The organism is Pseudomonas sp. LBUM1660, assembly GCF_059695935.1.
Window position 1 is genome coordinate 5,727,414 of the sequence record NZ_CP166795.1, and the last position, 14,379, is coordinate 5,741,792.

The 14,379-nt window shown below is 60.1% G+C and carries 11 protein-coding genes; 5 read left to right on the forward strand and 6 right to left on the reverse strand.

Going from position 1 to position 14,379, the window contains the following annotated elements:
* Nucleotides 1-32: 32 nt before the first annotated feature.
* From ACA068_RS26685 to ACA068_RS26695, 3 genes are all read right to left on the reverse strand, one after another.
* Nucleotides 33-1,157, reverse strand: coding sequence for an ABC transporter ATP-binding protein (locus ACA068_RS26685; protein ID WP_497305892.1), 1,125 nt, complete (start codon nucleotides 1,155-1,157; stop codon nucleotides 33-35).
* A gap of 345 nt (nucleotides 1,158-1,502) precedes the next feature.
* Complete coding sequence (locus ACA068_RS26690) at nucleotides 1,503-2,156, reverse strand: response regulator (RefSeq protein WP_178082239.1); 654 nt, start codon at nucleotides 2,154-2,156, stop codon at nucleotides 1,503-1,505.
* 101 nt (nucleotides 2,157-2,257) lie between these two features.
* On the reverse strand, nucleotides 2,258-4,654 hold the full coding sequence (locus ACA068_RS26695) for a PAS domain-containing sensor histidine kinase (RefSeq protein ID WP_497305895.1): 2,397 nt from the start codon (nucleotides 4,652-4,654) through the stop codon (nucleotides 2,258-2,260).
* Between the two features lie 73 nt (nucleotides 4,655-4,727).
* Here ACA068_RS26695 and ACA068_RS26700 point away from each other — a divergent pair, with 73 nt between their 5' ends.
* Nucleotides 4,728-5,720: an alpha/beta hydrolase family protein gene (locus ACA068_RS26700; RefSeq protein ID WP_497305897.1), complete on the forward strand. Its 993-nt coding sequence runs from the start codon at nucleotides 4,728-4,730 to the stop codon at nucleotides 5,718-5,720.
* A gap of 125 nt (nucleotides 5,721-5,845) precedes the next feature.
* On the opposite strand, the gene ACA068_RS26705 is transcribed toward ACA068_RS26700, so the two are convergent.
* Genes ACA068_RS26705 through ACA068_RS26715 form a run of 3 tightly spaced genes read right to left on the reverse strand, consistent with a single transcriptional unit; the run spans nucleotide 5,846 to nucleotide 8,302 of the window.
* Nucleotides 5,846-6,613 (reverse strand): TerB family tellurite resistance protein, encoded by a 768-nt coding sequence (locus ACA068_RS26705; RefSeq protein WP_497305899.1) that lies wholly within the window; start codon nucleotides 6,611-6,613, stop codon nucleotides 5,846-5,848.
* A gap of 1 nt (nucleotide 6,614) precedes the next feature.
* Nucleotides 6,615-7,286: an N-acetylmuramate alpha-1-phosphate uridylyltransferase MurU gene (gene murU / locus ACA068_RS26710; RefSeq protein WP_497305901.1), complete on the reverse strand. Its 672-nt coding sequence runs from the start codon at nucleotides 7,284-7,286 to the stop codon at nucleotides 6,615-6,617.
* Nucleotides 7,283-8,302: an aminoglycoside phosphotransferase family protein gene (locus ACA068_RS26715; RefSeq protein WP_497305903.1), complete on the reverse strand. Its 1,020-nt coding sequence runs from the start codon at nucleotides 8,300-8,302 to the stop codon at nucleotides 7,283-7,285. Before ACA068_RS26715 ends, murU begins: the two co-directional genes overlap by 4 nt.
* 130 nt (nucleotides 8,303-8,432) lie before the next feature.
* Between ACA068_RS26715 and ACA068_RS26720 the strand changes: the two genes are divergently transcribed.
* From ACA068_RS26720 to rsmA, 4 genes are read left to right on the forward strand one after another with little or no spacing between them, the layout of a single operon-like run.
* On the forward strand, nucleotides 8,433-11,246 hold the full coding sequence (locus tag ACA068_RS26720) for an LPS-assembly protein LptD (protein WP_497305905.1): 2,814 nt from the start codon (nucleotides 8,433-8,435) through the stop codon (nucleotides 11,244-11,246).
* Entirely contained in the window at nucleotides 11,227-12,543 is a 1,317-nt protein-coding gene (surA, locus tag ACA068_RS26725; protein ID WP_497305907.1) for a peptidylprolyl isomerase SurA, read from the forward strand. The genes ACA068_RS26720 and surA overlap by 20 nt, the downstream gene beginning before the upstream one ends.
* Complete coding sequence (gene pdxA, locus ACA068_RS26730; protein ID WP_497305909.1) at nucleotides 12,540-13,529, forward strand: 4-hydroxythreonine-4-phosphate dehydrogenase PdxA; 990 nt, start codon at nucleotides 12,540-12,542, stop codon at nucleotides 13,527-13,529. Before surA ends, pdxA begins: the two co-directional genes overlap by 4 nt.
* Nucleotides 13,526-14,344 (forward strand): 16S rRNA (adenine(1518)-N(6)/adenine(1519)-N(6))-dimethyltransferase RsmA, encoded by an 819-nt coding sequence (gene rsmA, locus ACA068_RS26735; RefSeq protein WP_497305911.1) that lies wholly within the window; start codon nucleotides 13,526-13,528, stop codon nucleotides 14,342-14,344. Before pdxA ends, rsmA begins: the two co-directional genes overlap by 4 nt.
* Nucleotides 14,345-14,379: the final 35 nt, after the last annotated feature.

Genomic DNA, 14,379 nt, shown 5'->3' on the forward strand with positions numbered 1-14,379 from the left:
GCAGGGTTGGTGTTGTTGAAGCAGGGGGGCGATCAATGCGCCTCTAGAAGCGGGTCGAGCGCGCGAACGTGTTCGACCTGCCAGCCAAGCGGTACCACATCCCCAACAGCGAGCGCGGGATCGAGCTCGGCAATCGGTTGTTTAACGAAGAAGTCGGTCTTGCCGCAGACTTCCAGGCGAACCCGGACGTGGTCGCCCAGATAGATGAACTCCGCCACCCGCCCTGAGAAGCGGTTGACGCAGGACTCGCTGGAGCCATTGAGGCTCACGCGCTCAGGCCGAATCGACAGCGTGACGGGTTCGCCGGTCTTGCCGACGTTGACCGCCAGCGCTTCAACCTTTTCACCGCGACCGAGTTCGACGATGCAACGGTCGCCGGTCTGACTGTGCAAGCGGCCGTTGAGGCGGTTGTTCTCGCCGATGAAATTGGCCACGAAGGTGTTTTTTGGCTCTTCATAGAGGGTGCGCGGCGCGGCGATCTGCTGGATCTCGCCCTGATGGAACACCGCCACGCGGTCGGACATGGTCAGGGCTTCACCCTGGTCGTGAGTCACGTAGACCACGGTCACGCCGAGGCGCTGGTGCAGGTGTTTGATTTCCATCTGCATGTGTTCGCGCAGTTGTTTGTCCAGTGCGCCGAGGGGTTCGTCCATCAGCACCAGTTGCGGTTCGAACACCAAGGCGCGGGCCAGGGCCACACGCTGTTGCTGACCGCCGGACAGTTGTGCCGGATAGCGTTGAGCGAAGGCGTCGAGCTGGACCATGCTCAGGACTTTTTTGACCTTGTCGCTGACGTCGCTCTTGTTCAAACCGCGCACGGTCAGCGGGAACGCCAGGTTCTCCGCGACGGTCATGTGCGGGAACAACGCGTAGTTCTGGAACACCATGCCGATGTCGCGCTTGTGCGGCGGCACGTTGTTGATGGAGCGCCCGGCCAGCTGGATTTCACCGGCGGTGGGTGTTTCGAAACCGGCGAGCATCATCAGGCTGGTGGTCTTGCCGGAGCCGGACGGCCCGAGCAAGGTGAGGAACTCGCCTTTGCGAATCTCCAGGTTGAGGTCTTTGACGATCAGGTTCTCGCCGTCGTAGCTTTTTTGCACTCCACGAAAGCTGACCAGAATGTCATTGGCCCCTGCACTTGAATCGACCTGGCTCATACCCACACCTTTTTTGTTGATGACTGCTGTGGACTAAGCCTAGTGGACGGTGGGGAGCGCGCAAATCGGGGCGCAGGAGAGAATCGCCTCAGCGGGATGGAAGGTTGGGGGTAGGGATTGCCCTACAAGGATGGCGGGGATGGATAGGGGCAATGGCGAGGTTCAAGCTGCGACCCGCGAAACCGGGCAAAAGCGATGTTGGAGGAATGTCGCAAATGGATATGACGACGAGATTCCTGTGGGAGCGGGCTTGCTCGCGAAAGCGGTGCGTCAGGCAATATTGATGTCGACTGACACGGCCCCTTCGCGAGCAAGCCCGCTCCCACATTGGGACTGCGGTGGGCCTTAGAGGAGTTTGTGTTCCATGGCGTACTTCACCAGTTCCGCCAAGGAGGTGATGTTGAGTTTCTGCATCAGCCGCGCCTTGTGGGTGCTGATGGTTTTGCTGCTCAGGGCCAGTTGCTGGGCGATGTCGTTGACGTTGGCGCCCTGGGCCAGGCGTTCGAACACCGAGAATTCACGCTCCGAGAGCAATGAGTGCAGCGGCCGCGAATCGGTCAGGCCGACTTCGAAGACCATGCGGTCCGCCAGGTCCGGGTCGATGTAACGACCGCCCGCCGCGACTTTGCGGATCGCCGTCAGCAGCAGCGCCGGATCGCTGTCCTTGGTCGCGTAACCCGCCGCGCCGACCTTCAACGCCCGGGCGGCCATTTGTGCCTCGTCGTGCATCGACAGCACCAGGATGGCCGGCGGATTGTTCAGCGCACGAATCCGTGGGATCGCCTCCAGACCATTGACGCCCGGCATGGAGATGTCCAGCAACACCACTTCGCAGGGCACATGCCGCAAGGTTTCGAGCAACTGCTCACCATTGCTCGCCTCCCCCACCACCAGCAAGTCCTTGGCCAGGCCAATCAGTTGCTTGATGCCTTCACGGACGATGGTGTGGTCTTCGGCTACCAGTACACGGATCACGTTCTTCTCCAGGTTCAAGATCATTCGCGGGCAAGCCACGTTCCCACAGGGTTTGTGTTGTTCACATTGTCCCTGTGGGAGCGTGGCTTGCCCGCGAAGGCGTCACTACAGACAACAGGCAGGCTTCAGACTTCATCCACCGGCACACGGACAATCAACGTCGTACCCTCTCCCGGCTCACTCTCAAGCGACAACTGCCCGCCCATGATCAACACCCGCTCGCGCATGCCGACCACACCAAAGGAAGTCGCCCTGCCCGTGGCGGGAATAAATCCTACGCCATCATCGCTGACCGTCAGACACAACTCGTCGCCTTCCAGCGCCAACGTCAGTTCGACAGTATGCGCCTGGGCATGACGCATGACATTGGTCAGCGCTTCCTGAAGGATTCGGAACAGCCCTATGGCCTTGGCATCACTGAGCATCGGCAGGTTCTCCGGCACCTGCACCAGGCACGGAATCTGCGTGCGCGCCTCGAAACGCCGGGCCTGCCATTCGATGGCGGACGCGATCCCGGCATCGAGAATCGGCGGTCGCAACGCGGTCGCCACATCGCGTACCAGTTGGAACAGCTGCGCAATCAGGCGTTTCATGCTGTTCAAGCGCTCATTCAGACCGGGGTCGAGCTGGGCGTAGGCCAATTCGCACATGGAGGTTTCCAGCTTGAGCACGGTCAACATCTGACCAAGCTCGTCGTGGACCTCCCGGGCGATGCGGGCCTTTTCCTCTTCCCGCACGCTCTCCAGGTGAGCGGACAGTTCACGCAGTTGCTCGCGGGAACTGGCCAGTTCAAGTTCGATGCGCTTGCTCTCGCTGATGTCCCAGACAATCCCGTCCCAGACATAGGCGCCGTCTTCGAGCCGGCGGGTGATGGCCTTGATCTCGGCCCAGCGCTGCTCGCCCGAACGAGTGAGGATCCGCCCCTGCCACGACCAGTCGCTGTCCGTATCCAGCGCATGGTCCTGAGTCTGGTGATAGCTGGCTTTGTCGTCCGGATGCACCAGACTGCGCAGGCCTTTGTCGCGATGGGCCAGGGTCGCCGGCGAATAACCCGACAGGCTCTCGCTGCCTTCACTGATGTAGGCAAAGTCGATCTGCCCTGTGACTGGCGCCCGTTCCAGGCGAAAGACCAATCCCGGAACGTTGGCGGCAATCCCCTGCAACCGCGCTTCACTTTCCTGCAACGCCGCCAAGGCGCGCCGACGTTCGGTGACGTCGTTGAGGTAGACCACCAGGTATTCACCACCGCGAAAGCGCAGAAAGCTCAACGAAACATCGGTCGGCAGGATGCTGCCATCCGCTCGAACACAGTTGGTTTCGAAACTTTGCGGCCCTTCTTCGCTGGCCCGGGCACGCTTCCACAGGTTCAGCCAACGGTCCATATGCAGGCCCGGCTCGAAGTCGATCAACGGCCTATCCATAATGCCGCCGGCCGGATACCCGAGCATGGTTTCGGCCGCGCGGTTGGCGTAGCGCACGTGGCTGTCCCAGTTGACCCAGAGGATGCCGACGGTGCTCTGATCGATGGAAAATTGCGTGAGGCGCAACGCCTCTTCGCTGGCCTCGCGCAGGGCAATGTCCTCGCGTGCTGCCAATAGACGCTGCTCCAGACTGTGTTGCTGGCGGCGCTGCCAGAACACGATGGCCATGCTGCTCAGCATCAATACCGCCATCAGCAGGCAGAGGTTTTGCCAGAATCCCCGGGATTCGGTCAGACGAGGGTACTTGGGTTGCAGCCATTGGTTGTGCAGTTGCTCCAGGTCCTTGGCCGGGATCGCCCGCAGCGCGCTTTCGACGATGCCGGCCAGTTCCGGTTGGTCCCGCCGCGTGGCCACTCGCAGCAATTGCGGCAAGCCGATGTCACCCACCACGACCAGCCCGGCGAACTCAGGTTCGACGGACAGCCGCCCCAATTGCGCTTCATCGACCACGGCATAACCGGCCTGCTGACTCAGCAACAATTGCAATGCCTGGCGCTCGATCGGTACGCCTTGCAGGTTCAGATGGGGATAGTTGCCGCGCAGATAGTCGGCCGTCGCACTGGGCATGCGCACAGCGACGCGGGTTTGGCTGTCGAGTTTTTCCAGCTCCACCGCGCCGGTACTTTTCTGGTCGCTGACCACCAGTTGCGGCACCCGCATGTAGGGGTCGGAGAATTGCCAGAACCGCAGGCCGGCGGGCGTTTGCGTCAGCCCGGGGGCGATGTCGATTTCACCCTCGCGCGCGGCGGCTTCCAGTTGCGCAAGGTCGGGGAAATTACGCCAGCTCAGCTCGACCTTGAGGGCTTTGGCCAGCCATTTCATCAACTCGACGTTAACCCCGGACAGGCGCTGCAAGCGGCGATCGTATTGCGCGTAAGGCGCCTGCAACACCAGCCCCACGCGCAATTCGCCGTGCGCTGCCAGCCACTGTTGCTGCTGGGGCGACAAGGGCGCGACGTGCGTCGGTGGCGCGGAAGCCGCCCAACTCATCAAGGGAAACCACAAACAGCCGATAACCCACAGGCAGCGAAAACGCATCATTGAAGTCTCACACACTGACAAATACTGACCAACCCATTAGGCTGCCGGAATAACTTCTGGCCTGGAATATCCGATGCCCCCTGTCTACCGCCTGGCACTGCCAGCATTGTGCCTGTCGCTGATCCTGCCTTGCGCCTTTTCCGTCGAGGCGGCCGATCCGGCACCTGCCGCTGCGGAAAAGCCCGCAGAAGAAAACCCGGTCGAACGCCAGCCACTGCTTGAGCGTAGTCAGGAAGAAGCGACAGCACTTGAGCGAAAAATCCCTGCGCAGGAACAGCAACAACTGCAAGCCGGCGCCGACACCTTTCTTGCGCTGTGGAAACCGGCCAACACCGCCGAGCCCAAAGGTGCGGTGATTATCATCCCTGGCGCAGGTGAAACCGTTGACTGGCCGCAAGCAATCAGCCCATTGCGCAACAAATTGCCCGACGCGAAGTGGAGCAGCCTGAGTATCACCTTGCCCGACCTGCAAAGTGATTCCATTGCGCCACGCGTCGTGGAAATGCCGCCAACGCTCAAGGCACCGGAAACCGGCAGCAAGGACTCGACCACGGCAGCCCCCATCGAGCAAGCCGCCGGGGGTGAAGCGGAAGTTGCCGATAAGGCCATCGCTGAAACCACCGAGGAACAATCAAAGGCCGACGCCGAACGCATCTTTGCTCGCATTGATGCGGCCATTGCCTATGCCGAACAGCAAAGCGCTCGCAGCATTGTGGTGTTGGGCCATGGCACCGGCGCTTACTGGGCCGCGCGTTACTTGAGCGAGAAGCAGCCGTCGCAAGTGGAGAAGTTTGTGATGGTCGCGGCACAGACACCTGCCGCGGCGAAACCCGAGCTGGTCGAACTGACGCCGACACTGAAGCTGCCGACGGCAGATATCTTCTACTTGGATAAGCCGCTGGATCGCAACGCAGCGCTGGCACGAATGCAGGCTAGCAAGCGATTGAAGTCTTCGGCGTTCAGTCAGGTGTCGCTCAAAGCGTTGCCCGGTAATGCCAAGGCAGAGCAAGAGCAACTGGTGCGCCGGGTGCGCGGGTGGTTGAATCCGCAGAAGGCGGCGGACTGATAGACCACGCCGCCCCATTCGCGGGCAAGCCTCGCTCCTACAGATTCTGTGTCGTATGACGCGGAATCTGTAGGAGCGAGGCTTGCCCGCGAAGACGGCCTCCCAGGCGACAAAAATCTTTCCTGCTAACGAAAATCCCGCCGCTCACGAATCAACGTGTAGGCCGTGTGCAGTTCGCGAGTCTTGTCAGTCGCCTCACGCACCTGCAACGCCGTCGCACCGCTGCCGGCAATCTTGTCCGGGTGATGGCGACTGAGCAGGCGTCGATAGGCACGCTTGATCTGCGCAGGCTCGCTGGTCGCCGATACCCCCAACAGCTGCAAGGCATCCTGATAAGTCAGGGTGCTGCTGACCTGCGGTCGCTTTTGCTGATCGTAGTCGGCCGCCAGCGCCAGTACTTGTTGCGGCGTCCAGCCCAGCCACTTGCCCCACTGGGCTAGCAATTCGCGTTCATTGTTCCCCGCGCGCCCATCAGCCCAGACCATGCGCCAACAGGCGCGCAACACGCCTTCGGCGGCATGAGGCTGAGCACTCAAGCGCCGCAGATACCCCCGCAACCGGTCACGGCCCGACTTGCCACGATTGAACGCGGCAATGGCACGACGCTGCGCCGACTCGGTCATTTCCAACGAACGCATTTCCTGACGGGCCTGCTGGATGTGGCCATCCACCACGCGTCCATCGCTCTTGGCCAACCGCCCCAGCAGCACGAACAACAGTTCATCGTTGCGCAGCATCGGACGACCGCCGAGCTTTTCACGCAAATGCCCCCAGCTCTGCAGGTGCAAGCGCCGATCCAGCGCCTGCCCCAACAAAGCACCGAGCATGGCCCCCGGAATGCTGGCTATGGCAAAGCCCGCTCCGGCTCCAATCAGAGTCCCTGGCCACAGCATCTCAGCGTCTCGCTTCTATCAGGGTTTCAACTTCAGCCAGACGCTCGTGCGTGCCTACATCCACCCAGTGTCCGTTCAGGCGTTCGCCGGTAACCTGTCCATCGACCATGGCCTTGCGCAGCAACGGTGCCAGTTTGAAAGCGCCAGCCGAGCAACCGTCAAACAGTTGCGGATGCAGCACCGCAATGCCGCTGTAGGTCAGGGTGGCGGTGTCCGGCTGACCATCGCGCACCTGCCCGTCGAACAGCGTGAAATCGCCGGTCGGGTGATGGGCCGGGTTATCCGCGAGTACCAGATGCGCCAACCCGGCGATGGGTTGATGCAGCACGCTGAAGTCGTAGTCAGTCCAGATGTCACCATTGACCACCAGGAACGCGTCATCGCCCAGCAACGGCAACGCGCGGAAGATGCCGCCGCCAGTTTCCAGTGGCTCACCTTCCGGCGAGTATTGAATTCGCACACCGTATTGCGAGCCGTCACCCAAGTAACTTTCGATCTGCTGACCGAGCCAGGCGTGGTTGATCACAATCTCGGTAAACCCGGCGATTGCCAGGGCTTTCAAGTGATATTCAATCAGAGGCACGCCGCCGGCACGAACCAGCGGCTTGGGTGTGGTCAGGGTCAGCGGGCGCATGCGCTCGCCTTTGCCGGCCGCCAGAATCATTGCCTTCATGCAGGGCCTCCAGCACGCAGACTCAGTAGCAACACATCCAGCTCGGCCAGCTCAGGACGGCGTGCGATCACCGCGTCTATATAAGCAAAGAAGCGCGGCACATCGGCCAGGTAGCGCGGCTTGCCGTCGCGATGACAGATGCGGGCGAAAATGCCGATCACTTTCAGGTGACGCTGCACGCCCATCAGGTCGCTGGCCCGCAGGAAGTCTTCGAAATCAGGCTGCACGGGAATGCCGAGCGCACTCGCTTGCTGCCAGTAATTTTCCAGCCAGGCGCGCACACGCTCCTCGGGCCAACTGAGGAACGCATCCTTGAACAGGCACGTCACGTCATAGGTTACCGGGCCATAGACCGCATCCTGGAAATCCAGCACGCCAGGGTTTGGCTTGCTGAGCATCAGGTTGCGTGGCATGTAGTCGCGATGCACCAGCACTTTGGGCTGGGCCAGGGCGCTGTCGATCAGCAGCTCAGTCACGTTCTGCCAGAGCATTTGCTGCGCCGGGTCGAACTCGATGCCCAACTCGCGTTTCACGTACCACTCGGGGAACAGTTCCAGCTCACGACGCAGCAAGGCCACGTCATAACTCGGCAACGGCGCAACCATCGGCAACTGCTGAAAAGCCAGCAATGCTTGCAGGGCATCCTTGAACAAATCGTCGGCGTTTTCGCTGTCGATCACGTCCAGATAAGTCTTGTTGCCCAGGTCATTGAGCAAAAGAAAACCGCGCTCGAGATCTTCAGCATAAATTTTCGGCACATTTATTCCGGATTTCGCCAGCAAAAAAGCGATATCCACGAAGGGTTTGCAGTTTTCCTGGGGCGGTGGCGCGTCCATCACGACGAAACTTCGGCCCTCGCCTTCCCATCGGAAATAGCGCCGAAAACTCGCATCGCTACTGGCCGCAGTCAATGTGGCCGGGGGTACGGCGCCCCAACCTTGTTCTGCAAAGAGGATTGCCAATTGCTCATCGAGCCAAACTTTCAGGTGTTGCAAACGTACATCTTGGTCAGGCATTACAAGGGTCTCCGACGGCGCTAGCCGTCAAGCGGGTCATGCTTTATTATCCAGCATCTTTTTCAGACCATCGAGAGGCGTGCGGCCCACACCGCGGGCAGATGGCACGCAGGAAGCCCGGACTAATAAGATGGCATTGAAATCCCCCGCGTTTCGTAAAAAATTTCCGTTGTTGGTTACCGGCAGTCTGCTGGCCCTGCAACCCCTAGCCACTTCTTTCGTGGTCGCCGCGGAACAGTATGACTGCTCAGTCTCTGCTTCGGGTGCCTGGGACTGTGCGCCAAAAGCGCCAGCGGCGGCTTTGCCTCCGCGTCCCGTCCATGACGGCAGCGCAGTTTCCGCCACCGGCGAACCTGCAACCGAGAGTGGCACCAGTGAAGACATCGGCGCCAAGCCTGTGCTGGTTACCGAGTCCAAAGGCCGCGGCCTGAAGTCGCGTAGTGCAGACTACAGTCACCTCGACTGGGTTCCGCGCGAGAACCTCACGGCGGCGCAACTGGCCGAGACCGGTCCTTACTGCTCTGGTTCCTATATCGAACCGATTCGTCCTGGCATGAATGACAAGACGGATAAAAGTGACGCCCCGACCTTTATCGGCGCCAAGGCCTCTCGCTATAAGCAGGATGAACAAGTCGCGACCCTGGCCGGTGACGTCGTCATGCGTCAGGGCAGCATGCAGGTCGAAGCCGACGAAGCGAACCTGTACCAGGCCGAGAGCCGTGGCGAACTGAGCGGCAACGTGCGCATTCGCGACAACGGCGCGCTGATTGTGGGCGACCACGCCGATGTGCAGCTCGACACCGGTGAAGCCAAGGTCGATAACGCCGAATACGTGATGCACAAATCCCGTATCCGCGGTAACGCGCTGTACGCCAAACGTGCCGAAAACGCGATCATCCGCCTCAAGGATGGTACGTACACCACGTGCGAACCGAACAGCAACGCCTGGCAGCTCAAGGGCAACAACATCACCTTGAACCCCGCGACCGGCTTCGGTACCGCAACCAACGTGACACTGCGGGTCAAGGACATTCCTGTCCTGTACACGCCGTACATCTATTTCCCGATCGACGACCGTCGCCAGTCCGGCTTCCTGCCGCCGACTATCGGCACGGGCAGCGATACCGGCTTCATGCTGGTAACACCGTACTACTTCAACCTGGCGCCAAACTACGATGCCACGTTGTATCCGCGTTACATGAGCAAGCATGGCTTGCTGATGGAAGGCGAGTTCCGCTACCTGACCAAGTCCAGTGAAGGTCAGTTCGGCGCCGCGTACCTCAACGACGAAGACACCGATCGCAGCAAGCAGACCGACTACCAGAAAAACCGCTACATGTATAACTGGCAGCATAAAGGTGGCCTCGATTCGCGCGTTTACACGCAAGTCGATTACACCAAGATCAGCGATCCGTATTACTTCCAGGATCTGCAGACTGACCAGATTGGTGTGAAAAGCGAGGACTATGTAACCCAGCAAGGGGCTGTGGTTTATCGTGGCGATAATTATGCCGCGACGGTAAGCGCCACGGCCTATCAGCTGGCGACGGTCTCGGCCATCACGCCATACGACCGTTTGCCGCAAATCACCTTCAATGGTGCGCTGCCGCAACATCCTGGCGGTCTGGATTTCTCGTATAACACCGAAGTCGTGCGGTTTGATCGTGACCTGAAAAACGGCACCTTCACGGATGAAGATGACAATGTAAGTCCACGACTGGATACTAACGTTGTCGGTTTGGCGCGCGCTACTGGCGACCGTCTCAACCTGGCCCCGACTGTCAGCCTGCCTCTGAACTGGACGTATGGTTTCTTGAAGCCATCGCTCAAGTACCAGTACACCCAGTATCAGCTGGACCTGGACAGTATTGGCAAAAGCCAGATCGTGGCTCAGGATCAAGCCGCTGCTGCAGCCGGGACTGACAATGTCAATGGACATTTCGGCTCCAACCAGAATCGTGGCGTACCAATCGCCAGCATCGACAGCGGACTGTACTTCGACCGAAATACCACATGGTTCGGCAAGAACTATCGCCAAACCCTGGAACCGCGCCTGTTCTACCTCTATGTACCTGAGGAAAACCAGGAAGATATCCCGGTGTTCGACACTGGCGAATACACCTTCAACTACGCGTCACTGTTCCGCGACAACCGCTTCTCCGGCACCGACCGCGTCGGCGACGAGAATAAGTTGTCCCTGGGCGTGACCAACCGCTGGATCGAAGACAACGGTTTCGAGCGTCAACGCATCAGCGTCGGCCAGGCCTTGTACTTCAAGGACCGCGAAGTCCAGTTGCCGGGTATCGATGCAAAAACCCGCGACGACGCGCACTCCAACGTGTCGCCTTATGCGCTGGAATACGAGTACCGCTGGAACCGCGATTGGCGCACCACGGCCGACTATAACTGGGACCCGGACAGCCGCAGCCCTCGCTCGGGTAGCGCGATGTTCCACTACCAGCCTGAAGACAACCCTAACAAGGTCATCAACGCCGGCTATCGCTATCGCAACGACCAGGTTCGTTACGACCAGAACACTGGTAAATGGTCGGTAGGCGGCGGTGACTACGGCACCCCTGGCCAACCTGGCTATGTGAAGGACTACTACAAAATCCAACAGCACGACTTCTCGGTGATCTGGCCGGTCGTGCCGCAATGGAACGTCATCAGTCGCTGGCAGTATGACTACAACCGCAACCGTACCCTGGAAGCCTTCGGTGGTTTCGAGTACGACAACTGCTGCTGGAAACTGCGCCTGATCAACCGTTACTGGGTTTCGTATGACGAATTCAGTCAGAACGCCCCGGAAAACGAAAAAGGCGACCATGGCATCTTCCTACAAATCGTTCTGAAAGGTCTCGGCGGCCTCACCGGCGCCAAAGTAGAGAGCTTCCTCGACAAAGGCATCCAAGGTTATCGTGAACGTGAAGACCAAGCTTTCTGATTGTCTGCGCCCGCTAGTGCTGGGCGCGCTGTTCCTGGGTACTGCGGCGAACGCCGCGGTACAGTCCATCGATAAAGTGGTGGCCATTGTCGACAACGACGTGGTCATGCAGAGCCAACTGGACCAGCGCGTTCACGAGGTTCAGCAAACCATCGCCAAACGTGGTGCTGCGGTGCCTCCGGCCGGCGTGCTGGATCAACAGGTGCTTGAGCGCTTGATCGTCGAAAACCTGCAACTGCAGATCGGCGAGCGTTCCGGTATCCGTATCACCGATGAAGAACTGAACCAGGCTGTCGGCACCATTGCTCAGCGCAATAACATGTCGATTGATCAATTCCGTGCTGCCCTGACTCGCGATGGCCTCTCCTACGAGGACGCCCGGGAACAGATCCGCCGCGAAATGATCATTAGCCGTGTGCGTCAGCGCCGTGTGGCCGAACGTATCCAGGTGTCTGAACAGGAAGTGAAGAACTTCCTCGCGTCTGACCTCGGCAAAATGCAGCTGTCCGAAGAATTCCGCCTGGCCAACATCCTGATTCCTACACCGGAAAGCGCCAACTCCGATGCGATTCAGAATGCGGCCAAGCAAGCGGACGCGGTTTACCAGCAACTCAAGCAAGGCGCTGATTTCGGTCAGTTGGCAATCGCCAAATCCGCCAGCGAAACCGCACTGGAAGGCGGCGACATGGGCTGGCGTAAAGCCGGTCAATTGCCACCTCCGTTCGATCGCATGCTGAGTACCATGACGGTTGGCGACATTACCCAGCCTATGCGCACGCCGGGCGGCTTCATCATCCTTAAGATCCTCGACAAGCGTGGCGGTGAAACCCAGACGCGTGACGAAGTGCACGTGCGTCATATCCTGGTCAAACCTAGCCCGATTCGCGACGAAGCAAAAACCAAGGCACTGGCCGAATCGCTCTATACCCGAATCGAAGCGGGTGAAGATTTCGGCGAACTTGCGAAAAGCTTCTCGGAAGACCCGGGTTCCGCTCTCAACGGCGGCGACCTGAACTGGATCGACCCAAATGCATTGGTGCCTGAGTTCCGCGAAGTGATGGCCAAGACCCCGCAAGGTCAGCTGTCCAAGCCTTTCCAGACCCAATATGGCTGGCACGTTCTGGAAGTCCTTGGCCGTCGCGCCACCGACAGCACTACCCAGGCCCGTGAGCAGCAAGCGATGACCGTACTGCGTAACCGCAAATACGACGAAGAGCTGCAAACCTGGCTGCGTCAGATCCGTGACGAAGCATACGTAGAGATCAAACTCCCTGGTGCAGACCAGGCAGCGCAGTGAAACCCAAGCGTTTCGCGCTGACACCCGGCGAACCGGCCGGCATAGGTCCCGACCTGTGCCTGCTACTCGCCTCGCAAGCCCAGCCACACCCCCTGATTGCCATTACCAGCCGCGACCTGCTCCTTGAGCGGGCCGCGCAGCTGGGCGTGGTTGTCGATTTGCTCCCGGTAACACCAGACAGTTGGCCGGATGCTCCGGCACCCGCCAACAGCCTGTACGTCTGGGATACCCCGCTCAATGCACCGGTCACCGCCGGGCAACTGGACAAGGCCAATGCGGCGTTCGTCCTGGAAACCCTGACCCGTGCGGGCCAAGGCTGCCTCGACGGACATTTCGCCGGCATGATCACCGCCCCTGTGCACAAGGGCGTGATCAATGAATCCGGCATTGCCTTCTCCGGGCACACCGAGTTTCTTGCTGACCTGACCCATACCGCACAAGTGGTGATGATGCTTGCCACCCGCGGCTTGCGCGTAGCGCTGGTCACCACTCACTTGCCCCTTCGGGAGATTGCCGATGCAATCACGCCGGAGCGGCTGGAACGGGTCACACGCATTCTGCACACGGACTTGCAACAAAAGTTCGGCATCGCCCAGCCACGTATCCTGGTCTGCGGGCTAAACCCGCACGCCGGTGAAGGCGGACACCTGGGCCATGAAGAAATCGACATCATCGAACCTACATTAGAGCGCCTGCGCGGCGAGGGCATGGACCTTCGTGGCCCCCTGCCCGCCGACACTCTGTTTACCCCCAAATATCTGGAGCACTGCGACGCGGTGCTGGCGATGTACCACGACCAGGGCCTGCCTGTGCTGAAATACAAAGGCTTCGGCGCGGCAGTCAACGTGACCCTGGGCTTGCCGATCATCCGCACGTCGGTCGACCACGGCACTGCCCTGGATCTGGCCGGCAGCGGCAACATCGACACCGGCAGCCTGCAAGTCGCCCTGGAAACCGCCTACCAGATGGCCGAGACCCGTTTATGACCGAGCATTACCAACACCGGGCGCGCAAGCGTTTTGGCCAGAACTTCCTGCACGATGCCGGCGTTATCGACCGCATCCTGCGCTCCATCCACGCCAAGCCTGAGGACCGCCTGCTGGAAATCGGCCCAGGCCAGGGTGCATTGACCCAGGGACTGCTGGGCAGCGGCGCACAACTGGACGTGGTGGAGCTGGACAAAGACCTGATCCCGATCCTCAATCAGCAGTTCGCCGGCAAGAGCAACTTCAACCTGCATCAGGGCGATGCGCTGAAGTTCGACTTCAACAGCCTGAACGCAGCGCCGGGCAGCCTTCGGGTCGTCGGCAACCTGCCATACAACATCTCTACGCCGCTGATTTTTCACTTGCTGCATAACGCCAGCCTGATTCGCGACATGCACTTCATGCTGCAAAAGGAAGTGGTCCAGCGTATGGCGGCAGGTCCTGGCGGCGGTGACTGGGGCCGTCTGTCGATCATGGTTCAGTATCATTGCCGGGTTGAGCATCTGTTCAACGTCGGCCCCGGCGCGTTCAATCCGCCACCGAAAGTCGATTCGGCCATTGTGCGCCTGGTGCCTCACACGGTGCTGCCGCACCCGGCCAAGGATCACAAGCTGCTGGAGCGTGTTGTGCGTGAAGCCTTCAACCAGCGCCGCAAGACCCTGCGCAATACCCTCAAACTGCTGCTGAGCAACGACGAAATTACCGCTGCCGGTGTCGACGGCAGCCTTCGTCCTGAACAGCTCGACCTTGCCGCGTTCGTGCGCCTGGCCGACAAGCTCAGCGAACAAGTCCTGCCATCCCCCGCCGTCGACTGACAGGCGTCGAGCGTTATCGGGTAGGACACCAGCGC

Bases quoted from the DNA above. Each gene is read 5' to 3' on its own strand.
- ACA068_RS26700 (WP_497305897.1), top strand. From the start codon at position 4,728: ATGCCCCCTGTCTACCGCCTGGCACTGCCAGCATTGTGCCTGTCGCTG.
- ACA068_RS26705 (WP_497305899.1), bottom strand. From the start codon at position 6,613: ATGCTGTGGCCAGGGACTCTGATTGGAGCCGGAGCGGGCTTTGCCATA.
- ACA068_RS26685 (WP_497305892.1), bottom strand. From the start codon at position 1,157: ATGAGCCAGGTCGATTCAAGTGCAGGGGCCAATGACATTCTGGTCAGC.
- murU (WP_497305901.1), bottom strand. From the start codon at position 7,286: ATGAAGGCAATGATTCTGGCGGCCGGCAAAGGCGAGCGCATGCGCCCG.
- ACA068_RS26695 (WP_497305895.1), bottom strand. From the start codon at position 4,654: ATGATGCGTTTTCGCTGCCTGTGGGTTATCGGCTGTTTGTGGTTTCCC.
- ACA068_RS26720 (WP_497305905.1), top strand. From the start codon at position 8,433: ATGGCATTGAAATCCCCCGCGTTTCGTAAAAAATTTCCGTTGTTGGTT.
- ACA068_RS26715 (WP_497305903.1), bottom strand. From the start codon at position 8,302: ATGCCTGACCAAGATGTACGTTTGCAACACCTGAAAGTTTGGCTCGAT.
- rsmA (WP_497305911.1), top strand. From the start codon at position 13,526: ATGACCGAGCATTACCAACACCGGGCGCGCAAGCGTTTTGGCCAGAAC.
- ACA068_RS26690 (WP_178082239.1), bottom strand. From the start codon at position 2,156: ATGATCTTGAACCTGGAGAAGAACGTGATCCGTGTACTGGTAGCCGAA.